Origin of the sequence: Chryseobacterium sp. 3008163 (assembly GCF_003669035.1) — a bacterium.
Classification (GTDB): domain Bacteria; phylum Bacteroidota; class Bacteroidia; order Flavobacteriales; family Weeksellaceae; genus Chryseobacterium.
In genome coordinates, this window is sequence record NZ_CP033070.1 from 1,731,217 (window position 1) to 1,747,786 (window position 16,570).

Sequence of the window (16,570 nt, forward strand, 5' to 3'; positions counted from 1 at the left end):
TCTAAAAATTAACTTTTACATTAAACGATATGGTTCTCACAGTTGGCATTACACCCGATTGATAACCTTGCACATTACCTCCTGAAGATCCTGCTTCTGGATCAGCCATCGGAAGATTTTTATGAATTATCCAAAGGTTATTCCCTAAGAGACTGAATGAAGCTGATCTTATGACTGTACCTTCAAAAACCCTGTTAGGAAGTGTATAGGTAATAGAAGCTTCTCTTAGTTTTACATATGAGCCATCATACACAAAAGCTTTTTCGGGATTTACAGAACCAAAGATACCTGTAGAATAACTACCATCAATTCTAACGTCATTAGGTGTTCCATCTTCTTTAACTCCTGGTAGTATTACTCCTCCTCCTTGATCTAATGTATTACGGATCGGATTACCTAAATCATTTAGACCCACCGTATTAGGATACAATCCTGTTTCCTGACCGAAAATTTGGTCTAAAGAAAATATATCACCTCCTTTTCGTATATCAACTAGGAAACCTACTGAAAAGTTTTTATATTTAAATGTATTAGAAATTCCCCCTAACCAATCTGCCTGTATATTACCTAAGACCTGATCGTTATTTATCAAATAATACCCGTCATCCCCTACTACTTTGTTACCATTTCCATCGTAAACATAGTCGGTACCACGTATAGTCCCATAAGCTTCTCCCACTGTAGCATTTAACGATGTATGTTGGAAATTTGCTAATTGGAGATTGGTTCTACCTTCGTCCAAATAGATTAGTTTATTTCTGTTTCTAGACCAATTCACATTAACATTCCAAGCGAAATTTTCTGTTTTGATAGGAGTTCCACTTAAAGCCACCTCAATACCTTTATTTTCTAAATCACCGGCATTAATCATTTTGAATAAATACTGTGATGCTGCAGTAGTTGGAACAGAAAAAATTTGATCCGTACTATTGGTTTTATAAACTGAAAAATCTAAGCCTAATCTATTCTTAAACATTTGCAATTCTATACCTGCCTCCCAAGATTTAGTAATTTCAGGTCTTAGCTGTGAGAAATCCAAATATGTATTTGACAGATCAAATAACGCAGCATCAGATATAGCACCATTATTATTTAACCATCCAAATCTGCCCGGTTCAGGATCATTACCAACTTCTGCGTAATTCAATCTTAACTTACCTAAATTAAGCCAAGGTTGTTTAATTAATTCCGAGAAAATAAAACTTGTTCCCAATGCCCAATAACCATAGCCACCATTGGCTGCAGGTAATGCTGTAGATTTATCATATCTGTAAGATCCTTCTAAAAATATTGTTCTGTCATAATCAAACGATGCTTGTCCGTAAACACCAGATTTCTTATAAGGAACGTCTGTCTCTATAGGTGCAATAAAGGTTTTAGAGTTTTGTAAGGCATAGAAATTCGGTTTTAATAGTCCACCTGTAGTAGATGCATTGAAAGCCTCAATATCTCTCTTGATGAAATTATAGCCACCTGTTAACTTCCCGGTAACTTTCTCCCCAATTTTCATATCATACGTAGCAATAAAATCATAATTTTGCTGCATGAAGTCTCTTGTGAAAATTTCGTATCCGGAAGATTGATTGGTCTGTGAAAGACCAAATTCTTCAGCGTGGCTTCCAACAGCTTTTCTTATTTCCTGTTTATCCCTAGTGTAATCAATACCGACTCTTGCTAATAAATTTAAATTTTTAGTTATCTCATAACTAAGTGATGCACCCGTCAAAAATCTTCTTCTTGTATCAGATTCATAATTTTCATATCTACTCCAGTAAGGATTGTCCCAAAAATTAGGTGCTAAATTTCCTCCGGTAGGGCTTATCATATTCCATGTTGCATTTTTTTTCGTTCTGAAGTATTGCTCTCTTAAATCTAAAACGTCAACATTTGTTGCCCACCATTGCCTGAATCCACCTATGATATTATCACCATATCCTACATTATTTCTGCCGATAGTACTTTGATTAGTAAAAGTAACGAAAGCATTAGTCTTTAGTTTGCTCGAAAGGTCATGAGAAAAATTTCCAGTAATCGTATTCTTGTTTAAAGAGCTGTTTGGAAGAATACCCGTTTCATAATTATTTGTATATCCGAAACTATATGTTGATTTTTCTGTGCCCCCATTCAATGTAATACTATTGATCACAGAGTATGCTTTTTTGAAAAACTTAGTAGGGTCATTTTTTGCGGCAACCCAAGGTGTGGCCTTTTGATAATTTGGATGACCTTCAATAAAAGCATCCCAGTTGTATACTAAGACATTAGGATTAAATGCATTACCGTACGAAGCATCATCTCCAGTAGATGCAATTAGCCCATCATCCATACCATCTCCATTAATATCTCCTATATATGAGCTATCCTCTCCTCCATAACCCTGACCATAATCTTTCTGATATTTTGCAAACGTAGATTTATCAAACGTTCCTACAGAAACCGTAGAACTATATGAAATACCTAACCCTGAATTTTTTTTACCTTTCTTTGTGGTTATCATTATAGCGCCATTAGCAGCCAAACTACCATAAAGAGCCGTTGCTGCAGCTCCTTTAAGAACGTTTACAGATTCTATATTATTAGGGTCAATATCAGATGCAGCGTTTCCAAAGTCAAATCCGTCACGCCCATTTTTAGCGTCGTTCGTATTGAGATTGGCATTACTTATCGGAATACCATCTACTACGATTAACGCCTGATTATTACCCGTTATGGATTTAATACCTCTCATCACAATGTTGGTAGAACCTCCAAAATTGGAATTCATTTTAACATCTAACCCCGCAACCTTGCCGGATAGATTATTTAAAAAATTGTTAGTTGGAGATGAATTTACCTGACTTGCATTTAATTGTTGTGAAGAGTAGCCTAAAGATTTTTTCTCTCTTTTAATACCGAGTGCAGTAACAACCACACCTTCGATTTCTTGTGTTTTTAAGGTATCACTCGGCTTTGTTTGTTGCGCTTGAACAACGACAAAAGACGAGGAAAGTACTACAAGTAGTACACCTGATGTTAATTTCTTCATATAAATACATTAATTTTGTGTTAACAAAGTTGTGAAACTTTTTCTTAAGAAACTGTTAAAAAGAGAAAAAATTATTATGAATAGAATAACAAATCATATTTATTCCTATTTTAAAACATATAAATGTTAAAATTTTATGGAATTATTAAAAAAATGGTCAAATTTTTACATTGAGGCAGGATGTGATGAGGTTGGGAGGGGCTGCCTAAGCGGACCAGTGGTTGCAGCGGCGGTAATTTTGGATGAAAAATTTGAACAAAACTTGGTGAACGATTCAAAGAAATTAAGTTTTAAAACCAGAATGGAACTAGACAGTTATATCAAAAATAATGTTAAAAGTTATGCAATTGCAGAACTACCTCCAGCGTTCATTGATGAACATAACATACTGAATGCCAGCATCCACGCAATGCATCGTGCTTTAGATCAATTAGCAATACGCCCAGAGTTGATTTTGGTAGATGGAAATAAATTTCACCCTTACAACTTCATTCCGCATCAATGTATTATTAAAGGTGATTCGAAAGTTTTATCAATTGCAGCGGCTTCTATTTTAGCGAAAAATTATAGAGATAAATTGATGATTGAGCTGCATGAAGAACACCCAGAGTACGGATGGAATACCAACTTTGGATATGCCACAAAAAAACACCAGGAAGCCCTGATAAAGCATGGTGTAACGAAATACCATAGACAATCTTTCAGATTAAAATATGACTGATTAAAAATGCTTTGTGAATTATGAGTTAAAAAATATTAACATTTTAAATTTAAAATGATTCCAAATTAAAAAGAGAAGTAATAAATTGCTTCTCTTTTCTGTTATATAATGTTAAGAATTTTTACCACTATCATTTTAATAAGTATTCTTCTTAATAGGAAATTTTATAAAACAACTTGAAAAAATCAGAATTTCACTTGTAATTTGTTGATATTTATAAAAAAAGACTGCCCTAGGACAGTCTTTTTTTATAAAACTAACTTATTAAATTAGTTTTGATTCCAGAAAGGAGTATATTGGTTTTTAACAAATACCTGTGCACTAGATATCGCTGGCACATTAGCAGAATTAGCAACATATTCAGAATTTGGATACACTAATCTGTAAGGCTTGTTAGGATACTGTGCAGTAGTAGCCATTGGAGTAAACGGATAACCTGTTCTATTATACTCTATAAACATTTCAGTTGGGTTTATATTCGTCAACGCAATCCATTTTTGAGTCATAATTGCCTCAATTTTCTGAGTATTTGTACCCGTCCAACCCAAGCCAGGTCTAGCTGAAATTGCAGTTATATACGGAGCTAAAACTTGAGCCATAGTAAGAGGTGGCGTAACAGGAATAGTAACAGGAGGGACAGGAATAGGAACTCCTAACCAAGTTGCATTAGCAACTATAGCATTAGTGAATTTAGCTTGAGCATTGATAGTTCCAAAAATCGAAGGCCATCTAAGTGCAGCTTCCGCTTGTAACAAATCACTCTCAGCCTGCGAAAAAAGCAAACCTCCTCTAGCATTATTTTGAGTGACTGAAGTAGCTAAATTAGTAGCTGTAGCACCAAAATTTCCAAATCCTAATTTTGAAGTACTAACATTATTTACAGGTACTCCAGGTTGGCCAGGAACATTACCTTGTCTTACTCCTTTTAATCCTACAAAAGCAACACCATTATAATCAACTGAATTTACATTTGTAAACAATCTCCCTTTTCTAGGGTCAGTAATACCATTAAATTTAGAATAATTAGGATCATTAAGGATTCTATTCATTTCAAGTGAATTTGCCATGTGCTCAGAAACAACTACAACCGCATAATTTGACGCTTGCTGTCCTGCTGCATTTCTAGCCCAAGTTAAAGCATATGGATTCATCTGATCATCAGTAGACGAATTATATCCAGGGTTCAATCTTACTTCTTCTTCTATAAATGTTGCACCAGCTAATGTTTGAAGTTTTGTATTTCTATACGTAGCTAAATCACCGGTAACATTTGACATTCTAACTAGTAATCTGAGTTTTATAGTATTAGACAGAGCTTTCCATTTAGTCATATTTCCAGAGAAAACTATATCAGAGGTAGGCACTAAAGCATCATGATTCGCAGCATCAATGATTGTATTTGCTTCTTCTAATTTCGTAATTAAGCTTTTATAAATATCTGAATCATTATCATATTTGGGTGTTGTATTCTGCTGGCCTAGGAAGGCCTCACTATAAGGAACCTTTCCGTACAAATCAACTATATACTGCATATAATAAGCCTTCATAATTTTGGCTATAGCAACATAATTATCTTGTTTATGGTCAGCATTACTGGTAATCTCCATTTGATTGAAATTTGCAATTCTTGGATACAAACCTCCCCAAATACCACTATAAAAAGTATTATCTACACTAGATAGAGAAAATTCTCTTGAAAACGGACCAGCAATTGTGTAAGAATTTCCTGCCCAGCTATTCATCATTAGGTTACCAAACTGCATCATTGTACCTGCCTGCGTTCTATATGCAGTACTTAAAGCGCCTGGAAGCATAAGTTCAGGAGTAATCATCTCTGCCTGTACAGCATTTGGATTATCATTTACATCCAAATATTCATTATTACAAGATATTGCGGCAAAACCTACAGTGGCAGCTAAAATTGTCGTTAGGAATTTATTATTTTTCATTTTTTTAAATTAAAAAGTTACATTAAGATTAAAACCAAAAGTTCTCATACTAGGATATTGTCCTGTAACTGCAAATCCTCCTGCATTTCCGTTTGTGTTAGCAGTTTCCGGATCGTTATAGTTTCTATTATCTTTAGCATAAATGAAGAATGGATTTCTTGCATATACACCTACTGCTAATGAATTAACAAAAGTATTTTTAAGAATTGATTTTGGTAAATCATAAGATAAAGCAATTTCTCTAACTTTTAATGCTGTCCCATCTACAACGAATTCTTCACCTACAGATGTATAAGCCGACGTTGTAAAGTAATTCATTACTCCGAAATAGCTTGCATCATTACCTACGGGTGTACTATTAACAACATATTGCCCATTAACTAACTGAACTGAATTTGGAATTACATATCCTTGAGATCTATCAAAATCACCTGTTTTTTCAGAAGACCCTGTAGTTCCTAAGCTTGCTTTAGCCAAAGAAACAAAGCTATTTCCAGTTCGGTAATCTGCAGTAGCACTTAGAGTAAGTCCTTTGAATTTAAATGAAGTATTGATACCAACTACGTAATCAGGGTTCACTTTTCCAAGAACTTCAAAAGTAGTGGTAGACAAAGGATTACCATTTGCGTTCACAATAATATTTCCACTTGGATCTCTTTGATACTTGGTTCCTTTAATTACTGGAAAACTTTCTCCTTTAACTGCAAAAATACCTGCGTTTGTAGTAGTTGAATTATACAATGCCACTTCATCAACACCATCTGCTAATGATAAAATTTCAGTATCATAAGTTGAATAAGACCCTCTAACTTTCCATTCAAAGTCTTTTGTTTTAATAGGCGTAAATCCTAAATCCAATTCGTACCCTTGGTTTCTACTATCTCCGATATTGTCCTGAAAATTACTAATTCCTGATGCAGTTGAAGTAGTAATTGTAGTAATAAAGTTGTCATTATCATTTCTATAAACAGAACCTTCAAAAGTAATTCTATCTTTAAAGAAACCTAATTGTATTGATGCTTCTTTTGAAATGAAGAATTCAGGTTCAATATCTTGAGCATATATAGTAGTTGTAGGAAGATAAGACGAAAGATTACCGAAAGGATATCCTATTGGGAAAGCACCAACTCTATCTAGCCCATATACAGGAATAGTTCCTGAATTCCCTACTTTACTATACCCTAAACTTACCTTCGCATAGTTTAAAACTTTTCCTTTAATACTTTCAAAAGCTTTTGTAGGAATAAATGAAGCTCCAAATGAATAATATGGATATCCTTTATTACTAAATGGCAGTTGAACGCCTTCTATAGTTACAGGATTAACACTTGTAACTGAACTTTTTTCATATCTGAATGTTGAATTAAAATATAAGAAATCCTTATATGCTAAATCTAAATTTGCAAACCAAGCAAAAGACCTTTGTCTAGTAGTATTATTATTTAGATTATAAAATTTATCTGGTTGTAATACATTGTTAATATGATACCATCCCGGAATCTGAAGATTTTCACCTCCAACCTGAGCGATTGAGCTGGATGTATCTTGAATATTATGACCTACATTAACTTTTAAATTTAAATCATTCGTTAAATCGTAATCAAAATTAGCCATCAAATCACCATAATATCTAAAACTAGAAGATACAGATTTGTAATAATTTGACACAATTGGATCAGCACCATAATCTGTAGGAGAAGTACCATCAATAGGAGTACCTGTACCATCATAAACTCTATCAAATGCAAACGCATTTAAATGACTTTCTTGGATTGTAGAACCTGAAACAGCAGTTCCTGCATATGTAAATGAAATATGATCACTTAGTTTATATTCCAAATTAATCAATCCTGTAAAAGTTCTATCTTTAGTATCTGTTCTATTATTATCTATAGTCCAGTAAGGATTAACATTATAAATAGTGTAACTAGCATCCGGAAGAGCATTTCTAAATTGTCTAACATCAACATTACTAGAAGTCTGAAGTAACTGACCATAAAGACTTGAGCTGGTATTCGACGTTCTCGTATCTAAGTAGTTAACGTTCCCATCAATTCTCAGTTTACCTAATTTCTTTCCAGCTTTTAAAATAAAATTATTTCGCTTTAAATTATCATTTTGAACAACAAAATCATTTTCAGCTCTGTTTACTGACAAGAAAACGTAAGAGTCTTCTCCTCCTGATGTTACTGATAAGCCATTTTGCATCAAAACTCCTGTTTTAAAGAAATTTTTCATTCCATCTTCTTTAAAACTAAATGTCTCTCTACGCCAAGAATTATCAGCTAGTGGCATTCCTACTAGTAATGATTGCCCTCCTAAAGCTGATGAATAAGCAGGTCCCCAGTTGGTATTCTCATATGGTGTCCAATTTGCACCACCATAATCAGTAGTATCAAAAGTATCGCCTGGATACCCTTGCCCATACTGTGTTTGCCTATAAGGCATTTTAAAAACACTTGAAAAATCAATTGAATTTGTAAGGCTAAACTGTAATCTTTCTGACTTAGTTCCTCTCCTTGTTGTAACTACAATAACACCATTACTTCCTCTCTCACCATACAAAGCAGACCCCTGCATACCTTTAATGATATTCATATTTTCAATGATTTCAGGAGGTAAATTTTGTAAAATTCCTAATGTGGAAATCACACCATCGATAACAACTAGTGCTTGATTATTCCCTGAAATCGATCTTGGACCTCTTAAAACAACTCTTGTTGTAGAATTTACAGAATTATCGGTTGTATTAATCTGTAATCCAGAAACTTTACCTGTTAATGCTTGAACTGCATTAGGGTTGTTAGCTTGAGTAATTTCAGCATTATTTACTACTTGATTGGTAGATGTTACAGCATCCTGTCTTTTCTTAAGACCTAATGCTCCTGTTACCACTACCTCACGAATATCCTGAGTTCTCAGAGTGTCGCCTTGTGTTTCTTGAGCATTTACCATCGCAAAGGAGGATGTAAGAACCAAAGCTAAAATACTTGCAGTTAATTTATTCATTTATATATTAATTTTGTGTTCGCAAAGTTGTGAAACTTTTTCTTAAGAAACGATTAAAATTTCAAAAAAAATTAATATTTTTTAACAATTTAATTTTTCGCAATTTTGAATAATTTATGTCATTATTTTTTATTAAATCACTAAAAAACATTAAAATAAACACACATATCAATAAACAAAATTCAAAAATAGCAAACTACTCTATGAGCTTAATTAATTAAAAACTATAAAAATGATGATAATTTAACATAATAACACGCCAAAATCACAATTTATAATTAAAGTTAGAAACAAATTCACAGTTGATGGAAAAACAGCCTAAAATCAGTCAATATTTCATGGTGAAAATATGTCTTTATAGAGTCAAGTAATTATCTAAAAATAATACTAATGATCCTAACCAATCATAACAAAAAGAGAAGCAATAAACTGCTTCTCTTTTTTGTTATATAAAGTTATTTCTTTTTACCTTTTTGTTGCTCCTGCGTTTTCTGTGCATCCTGAGCTTTTTCCATCATTTCCCTCATTCGTTTCTGGAACTTCCCTTCTGCTTTTGGTTTCTCTTTATTTGCCTGAATCTGTGCATGAATTTTCTTTTCATCCAAAATCACATACTTTATAACTAGGATGATCAAAATATTAATTGCATTCGATACAAAATAATACCAAGATAAACCTGATGCTGAAGTATTAAGGAAGAATAAGAAGGTGATCGGGAAAATATACATAATCACTTTCATATTCGGCATACCTTCCTGTTGTGGCTGCTGCATATTTCCTGAAGTCATTACGGTATAGATTAAGATTACAATCGTACATGCAATTGCAAATACACTTAAATGTTCACCCAAAAACGGTACACTGAATGGTAATTTAATTAAATCATCATAAGCTGTAAGATCTTTTGCAAACCAAAATCCCTGACCTCTCAGATCAATAAAGTTTGGAAAGAATCTGAACAATGCATAGAAAATAGGAATCTGCACCAATGCCGGAAGACATCCCGCCATTTGATTAACTCCTGCTTTTCTGTAGATTTCCATTGTAGCCTGCTGCTTTTTCATCGGATCTGCATCCTTGAATTTCGCATTAGCTTCGTCAATTTCCGGACGAATCACTTTCATCATCGCACTCAATTTATGCTGCTTGTACATAATTGGCGACAAGATTAATTTTACGATAATCGTCATTAAGAAAATCACCCAACCTGCGGATATCCCCCAGCCTGCAATAATTCCGTATAACCACATGAAGAAATAACGGTTCATTGCTCCTATGAATGACCAACCTAATGGTAAGATTTCGTCAAAATTTTTGTTTTCATAAGAACTTAAAAGTTTTAAGTCCAATGGCATAAAATACCAGGTAAAATCCTGATTCAGCTCACTTCCTGACATCTGAACCTCACCTTCGTAGTCTAGTTTTTTCAGATACTCACCTTCTTCGATAGACTCCTGATTACCCTTGCTTTTCGTAAATCCGTTTTTCGCTTCGATTACAGATGCGAAAAACTGTTGCTTTACACCAATCCAGTTTATCGTTTCCTCCGGCTCGTCCATCGTGGTTCTACCGTCGTACTCATACTTCTTATAATTATCAAAAACATAAGAGAATTCTGAGTGAGTCTGCTCCTGTGCTCTACCTTTTTCGAGATTTCTCACACTGTAATTCCAAAGGAAGTCTGCTTTCGTAGCTGAAGTTACTTTAGCAAGACCTTGTGTTCTTACTTTGAAATCTACCGTATATTTATCTAATAAAGTATAAATAAACTGAATCACAGCTCCGTTATAATTGGCAGTCAACGTTACAGCATTACCTGCAACAGTAGGTGAGAAAACCAAATCTTTTGTATTAACCGGTTTCCCGGATTTATCTTTGAACTGAAAACCGTAGCTCGAGTTATTTTTAGTAATCAGATTAAGCGGAAGATCTGCCTTATCGGTTTTATGATCGTACGCTTTATATTCTAAAAGCTCAACCTTTGAAACCTGACCTCCTAAGCTTGAAAACTCAAGTTTCAGTTGTTTGTTTTCCAAATTTGAAACTTGAATAGCATTCGGAGTCACATTAGGATTGATATCGGCTGCCGGAGTTTGCTTTACGGGATTTTTTGCCTGTTCTGTTTTCTGTTGCTCAGCTTTCAGCTTTTCTGCTTCCTGATCATTTCTCTGGAAATAAAACATGAATCCGAAAAGGACCAAACATAAAACCGCAAAACTAATAATCTGACTTTTATCGAGTCCGTTGTTCTGTTGCATTCTATTTTAATTAAAATTTTTAAAATTTAAACAAGCATAGCAATGCCATACTTTTTGAGTCGACAAAAATACTGTTTTTTTATCAAAACTCTATACTATAATATGTTACTATATAATAAACTCAGACTGACAAAAATCAACCTGAGTTTATTATATAACGTTTGTAATTAAACAATTACTTTATCTCTTTTTCACAAGCCTTGATGAAAGCTCTGAATAAAGGATGCGGTGAAGCAACTGTACTTTTGTATTCCGGGTGATACTGAACTCCTACGTAGAAAGGATGATCCGGCATTTCTAATGCTTCTACCAAACCTGTTTCAGGATTTGTACCTGTCGCAAGGAAACCGTTTTTTTCAAATTCCTGAATGTACTCACTATTAAATTCGTAACGGTGACGGTGTCTTTCAGAAATATTTTTGCTTCCATAGATTTCATGTAATTTCGAACCGTTTTTCAACGAACATTTCCATGCTCCAAGACGCATTGTACCTCCTTTATCCACTACATTTTTCTGTTCTTCCATCAAAGAAATTACAGGATGTTCTGTAGAAGTATCAAATTCCATTGAGTTGGCTTTTGTGTAACCTAAAACATTTCTGGCAAATTCTACAGTCATAATCTGCATTCCCAAACAAATTCCCAACATCGGAACTTTATTCTCTCTTGCATACTGAGCCGTAAGAATTTTACCTTCAATACCTCTGTCGCCAAAACCTGGAGCAATCAAGATACCACATACTCCATCTAAAGTTTCCTTAATATTTTCTTTGGTTAAATCACCACTGTAAACCCATCTGATTTTCACTTCCGTTTCAATATCTGCACCGGCATGTTTGAATGCTTCAGCAATTGAAATATAAGAATCCTGAAGTGAAATATATTTTCCAACCAAAGCAATTTCTACGGTTCTCTTTGGATTTTGGAATTTCTTTACGAAAGTTTTCCAATCTTTAAGATCTGCTTCTTTATCGCTTTTTAAATCTAATCCTTTAAGAACTACATCGTCAAAGTTTTGTTTTGAAGGTACATTGGAACTTCGTAAATCGTTTCCAAATCTTTACATTCTATCACATTATCCAAAGAAACGTTACAGAATTGAGCCAGTTTTGCTCTCTGATCTTTCGGAATTTTATGTTCTGTTCTACAAACTAAAACGTCTGCCATAATTCCGCTTTCCATCAACTGGCGAACAGAATGCTGAGAAGGTTTTGTCTTTAATTCTCCACTTGAAGCCAGATAAGGCAATAAAGTCAGGTGAATCACCATAGAATTTTTCTCACCCAATTCCCACTTCAACTGACGTACAGTTTCGATGTAAGGTAAAGACTCAATATCGCCTACAGTTCCGCCGATTTCCGTAATAATGATATCGTAGTTCTGTTTAGATAAAATTTTAATTCTACGTTTGATTTCATTCGTAATATGAGGAATTACCTGCACTGTTTTTCCAAGGAAGTCTCCTTTTCTTTCCTTTTCGATTACAGTTTGGTAGATTTTTCCTGTGGTAACATTGTTGTTTTGAGAAGTCGGCGAGTCAAGATAACGCTCGTAGTGTCCTAAATCCAGATCTGTCTCCGCACCATCTTCGGTTACATAGCATTCTCCGTGTTCATAAGGGTTTAATGTTCCTGGGTCGATATTAATATAAGGATCCAATTTTTGAATAGTTACATTAAAGCCGCGTGATTTTAGCAGAAGTCCCAGAGAAGCAGAAACGATTCCCTTTCCCAAAGATGAAGTTACACCTCCTGTCACAAAGATGTACTTTGTATTCTTTTTACTCATTAGATTAGGTTTGTGCAAAGTTAGGGCAAAAAGAAATGCAAAGCAATTTTGTTGCACTTTTAAATTCTGAAATTCAACTAAATTTATTTGAAAACTGGAAATTAAAAACAAAAAAGGTTTCCCAAAATAACTTTGAGAAACCTCCACCTAAACCAAATTATATATATGAAAATTATTATTCTTTTGTCAATTCAAAAAATAAAGTTACCTCAACATCTTTAGCAACACCAGCTCCCGTAGGATCATATTTAATGTTATAATCTAAACGATTAACTGAAAATTTAGCTTGCAGACCCAGCACCTCTTTTCCTTGTTGATTTTTAGCAATACCACCAAAAGTTACAGGAATACTTATTTCTTTAGTCACATCTTTTATGGTCAATTTACCTTTAAGCGTATAATTATTGCCTTTACCTTGTGATAATGTTGCACCTTGGAAAATCATTTCAGGAAACTTTCCTGCATCAAAAAAATCAGCGCTTTTCAGATGTTTATCCCTAGGCTCAACACCTGTATTTATTGTTTCCGGATAAACAGTGAAATCGAATTTTGCATTATTTAAATTTGTTCCCCCTGTAGAAACAGTTCCTACAAATTTATCAAATTTCCCTTGCACAAAACTAATTCCCATGTGCTTTATACTGAAATTCACCGATGAATGCATCGGATCAACGCTCCAAGAAGTTTGTGCAAATGTGAATATGCTAACTAAAACAAATACAAAGCTTAAAAGTATTTTTTTCATTTTTAAAATTTATATAGCAAATGTACATCAGAAAATTCAAAATATTCATTGATGCATGATAAGATTAACAATTTTTACGAAAAAATTTGAGCAGGATTTTTCATAATTTTACAGAATGGCAAAACTCAAAACAGCTTATTTCTGTCAAAACTGCGGTTCGCAATATCCGCAATGGACAGGGCAATGTAAAAATTGTCTTGAATGGAATACTTTGGTAGAAGAAATTGTAGAAAAAACATCTTCGAAAACTCCTCCTTTTTCAAAATCAAAACAAAACGTCATCAACATTATCGAAGTTGAAGCCGTAGAAGAACCAAGAATAAAAACCCCATCAGATGAACTCAACAGAGTTTTAGGAGGTGGAATTGTTTTAGGCTCTGTCACATTGATTGGCGGTGAACCCGGAATTGGAAAATCTACCCTTCTTCTTCAGCTTGCTTTAAAGATGAAAAAGAAAGTTTTCTATGTCTCAGGTGAAGAAAGTGCTTCTCAGATTAAAATGAGAGCCGATCGTTTGGCTGAAATTAAAAACCCAAATTGTTTTCTTTATACAGAAACTTCTTTAGAAAAGATACTTCACGAAGCTAAAAAGCTGGAACCTGATTTTGTTATTATTGATTCTATTCAAACTTTGCAATCTCAACTGATTGAAAGTTCACCGGGAACTGTTTCTCAAATTCGTGAATGTTCTAATGAAATTATTAAATATGCCAAAGAAAATAATGTTCCTGTATTTTTAGTCGGTCACATCACAAAAGACGGACAAATTGCAGGCCCAAAAGTTTTGGAACACATGGTCGATGTGGTTCTTAATTTTGACGGAGACAGAAACCATCTTTTCAGATTATTGAGAGCTAATAAAAACCGTTTTGGATCGACTGCAGAAATAGGAATTTACGAAATGGTGTCACAGGGTTTAAAGGAAATAAAAAATCCTTCAGAAATTTTAATTACTAAAAAATTTGAAGAACTTTCCGGAAATTCTGTTGCCGTAACCCTTGAAGGAAACCGCCCGATGCTTTTGGAAATTCAGGCATTGGTAAGCACAGCAGTCTACGGAACTCCACAAAGAAGCTGTACTGGGTTTGATTCTAAAAGACTGAATATGCTTTTGGCAGTTTTAGAAAAAGAGCAGGCTTTCAGTTGGGCGCAAAAGATGTTTTCTTAAATATTACAGGAGGAATAAAAACTGATGATCCTGCATTAGATTTAGCGGTTGTTGCATCTATTCTTTCATCTAATGAAGATATTGCGATTTCTGAACATTTTTGTTTTGCAGGAGAAATTGGTTTAAGCGGAGAAATTCGCCCGGTGGCACAGGTCGAACAAAGAATTACAGAAGCTGAAAAATTGGGTTACGAGAAAATTTTTGTTTCGAATTTAAATAAAATTCCAAAGAGAAAATTTGGGATCAAGATTGAAGAAGTGAGTAAGGTTGAGGATTTTCATGAAAGATTATTTTAACGTTAAATAAATCATAATATTTTAGAGGTTTATATATATATTTGTTATTTAACAAAATTAATAAAACCGAATATGAAAATCTTAAGTACTTGCCTACTGCTATGTTGTGCTGCAATTCTGTTTGCTCAAAACAAAATATTCCAGCACGCAATCAATGAAAATAATTTGACCGACAATCAAAAAGTAAGTAAGAGTCTTGCTGCTACTTATATTTTGACCAAGTATTATTCACAATCAAACTTTGATCTTACTTCTGATTTAGAAATTAAACTACCAAATGATAAAACGATCAAAGCTAAGCTTTCAAAAACATTCAATTACACAAATAAAAGCACATCTTACGCTTATTCTGTTGAAAACGAACCAGAGAGTGAATTGGTTTTCTCAAAATATGATGATGCGGTAACAGGAATGTATGCTTCGAGCCATGGGGAAAAAATTATTTTCCACCAAACTGATCAAAATATATTCGCCGTTTCTTTGGTAAGCGAATCAGAGCTTATCAATAGAGATTCTAAAAATGATTTTATTCTCAATGAATTTGCGATTAATCAAAAAGTAAATGCAAATATCTGTTTAGAATCTACCCCTATCTGCCCGGCAACAACGATTGATGTTTTAGTTGTTTTTACGCCAGCAGCAAGAATTGCATGGGGAGGTGTTGCACAGAGTAATTCTTTTGTGGCAACCGCAATTACAAACTTTAATACATCGCTTATCAATTCCGGGATTCCAAATATTACCATTAATTTAGTGTACTCTGGTGAAATTCCATATACAGAAACCGGAGATATTTATGTTGATTTGCCAAGATTCAGAAATAATAATGATGGATTTATGGACAGTGTTCATACGTTAAGAACAACCTACGGTGCTGATCTTTGTGGACTGATCACGTCTACACCTACCAGTATATGCGGCTTAGGATATGTAAATACCAATTCGACAAACTATTCAAACACAACAGCCTTTACGGTGTCATTATTAAATTGTGCAGTATCCAATTATACGCTATCTCATGAAATGGGTCATAATATGGGACTCAATCACGATTGGTATGTAGATCAAAGTACTACCCCTTGTAGTAACCTTCATGGTTACGTTAATCAGACTGCAGTTAATTTAGGAACATCAAGTACATCATCCCAAAGATGGAGAACCATGATGGCCTATAACGACCAATGTTCTAATGTTGGAATCAATTGTCCTAAAGCAAACCGATGGGCCAACCCAATCGTAAATTACAATTCTGAACCTACCGGAATTGCAATTGGAAATCCTAATCCTTCGAATGAAGCATTTGGTTTTGCGCGTTTCGCTTGTGTAGTCTCGCAGTTTATGCCGACTTCGAATTTGGGTACTTTTGAAATCAAAAATAAAGATGTGAAAGACTTTACCATTTACCCGAACCCTGCTAAAGAAGAAATCAATGTATGGATCATGAATGATGAGAAATATACTTTTAAAATCATCAATGTTTTAGGTCAGATTATTTTAACGACTGACAAAAAGAGCATCAATCTTCAGGGTCTATCTTCCGGAGAATATTTCCTGAGCGTTTTTGATGATAAAAATTCTTTAGTAGGAAGCAAAAAATTCATCGTTAAATAG

General features: G+C 34.0%; 7 protein-coding genes and 2 pseudogenes. 3 read left to right on the plus strand and 6 right to left on the minus strand.

Annotated features, from left to right (window positions below):
• Window position 1: 1 nt before the first annotated feature.
• Window positions 2-3,025 (minus strand): SusC/RagA family TonB-linked outer membrane protein, encoded by a 3,024-nt coding sequence (locus EAG08_RS07805; protein WP_129534955.1) that lies wholly within the window; start codon window positions 3,023-3,025, stop codon window positions 2-4.
• Between the two features lie 136 nt (window positions 3,026-3,161).
• Here EAG08_RS07805 and EAG08_RS07810 point away from each other — a divergent pair, with 136 nt between their 5' ends.
• Window positions 3,162-3,746: a ribonuclease HII gene (locus tag EAG08_RS07810; protein WP_129534956.1), complete on the plus strand. Its 585-nt coding sequence runs from the start codon at window positions 3,162-3,164 to the stop codon at window positions 3,744-3,746.
• Between the two features lie 269 nt (window positions 3,747-4,015).
• Here EAG08_RS07810 and EAG08_RS07815 read toward each other — a convergent pair whose 3' ends face one another.
• The 5 genes and pseudogenes from EAG08_RS07815 to EAG08_RS07835 all read right to left on the minus strand — a co-directional run bounded on the left by EAG08_RS07815 (window position 4,016) and on the right by EAG08_RS07835 (window position 13,495).
• Complete coding sequence (locus EAG08_RS07815; protein ID WP_129534957.1) at window positions 4,016-5,695, minus strand: SusD/RagB family nutrient-binding outer membrane lipoprotein; 1,680 nt, start codon at window positions 5,693-5,695, stop codon at window positions 4,016-4,018.
• A 9-nt stretch (window positions 5,696-5,704) separates the two neighbouring features.
• Window positions 5,705-8,704, minus strand: coding sequence for a SusC/RagA family TonB-linked outer membrane protein (locus EAG08_RS07820; protein ID WP_129534958.1), 3,000 nt, complete (start codon window positions 8,702-8,704; stop codon window positions 5,705-5,707).
• A 455-nt stretch (window positions 8,705-9,159) separates the two neighbouring features.
• Window positions 9,160-10,962: a membrane protein insertase YidC gene (yidC, locus tag EAG08_RS07825; protein ID WP_129534959.1), complete on the minus strand. Its 1,803-nt coding sequence runs from the start codon at window positions 10,960-10,962 to the stop codon at window positions 9,160-9,162.
• Window positions 10,963-11,137: 175 nt separating this feature from the next.
• Window positions 11,138-12,750: pseudogene (locus EAG08_RS07830) on the minus strand (CTP synthase).
• 175 nt (window positions 12,751-12,925) lie between these two features.
• A complete protein-coding gene (locus EAG08_RS07835) occupies window positions 12,926-13,495 on the minus strand; it encodes a YceI family protein (protein ID WP_129534960.1) in 570 nt (189 codons plus the stop codon).
• A 115-nt stretch (window positions 13,496-13,610) separates the two neighbouring features.
• Between EAG08_RS07835 and radA the strand changes: the two are divergent.
• Window positions 13,611-14,959 (plus strand): annotated as a pseudogene (radA, locus tag EAG08_RS07840) (DNA repair protein RadA).
• Between the two features lie 72 nt (window positions 14,960-15,031).
• Window positions 15,032-16,570, plus strand: a complete 1,539-nt coding sequence (locus tag EAG08_RS07845) for a zinc-dependent metalloprotease (protein WP_129534961.1) — start codon at window positions 15,032-15,034, stop codon at window positions 16,568-16,570.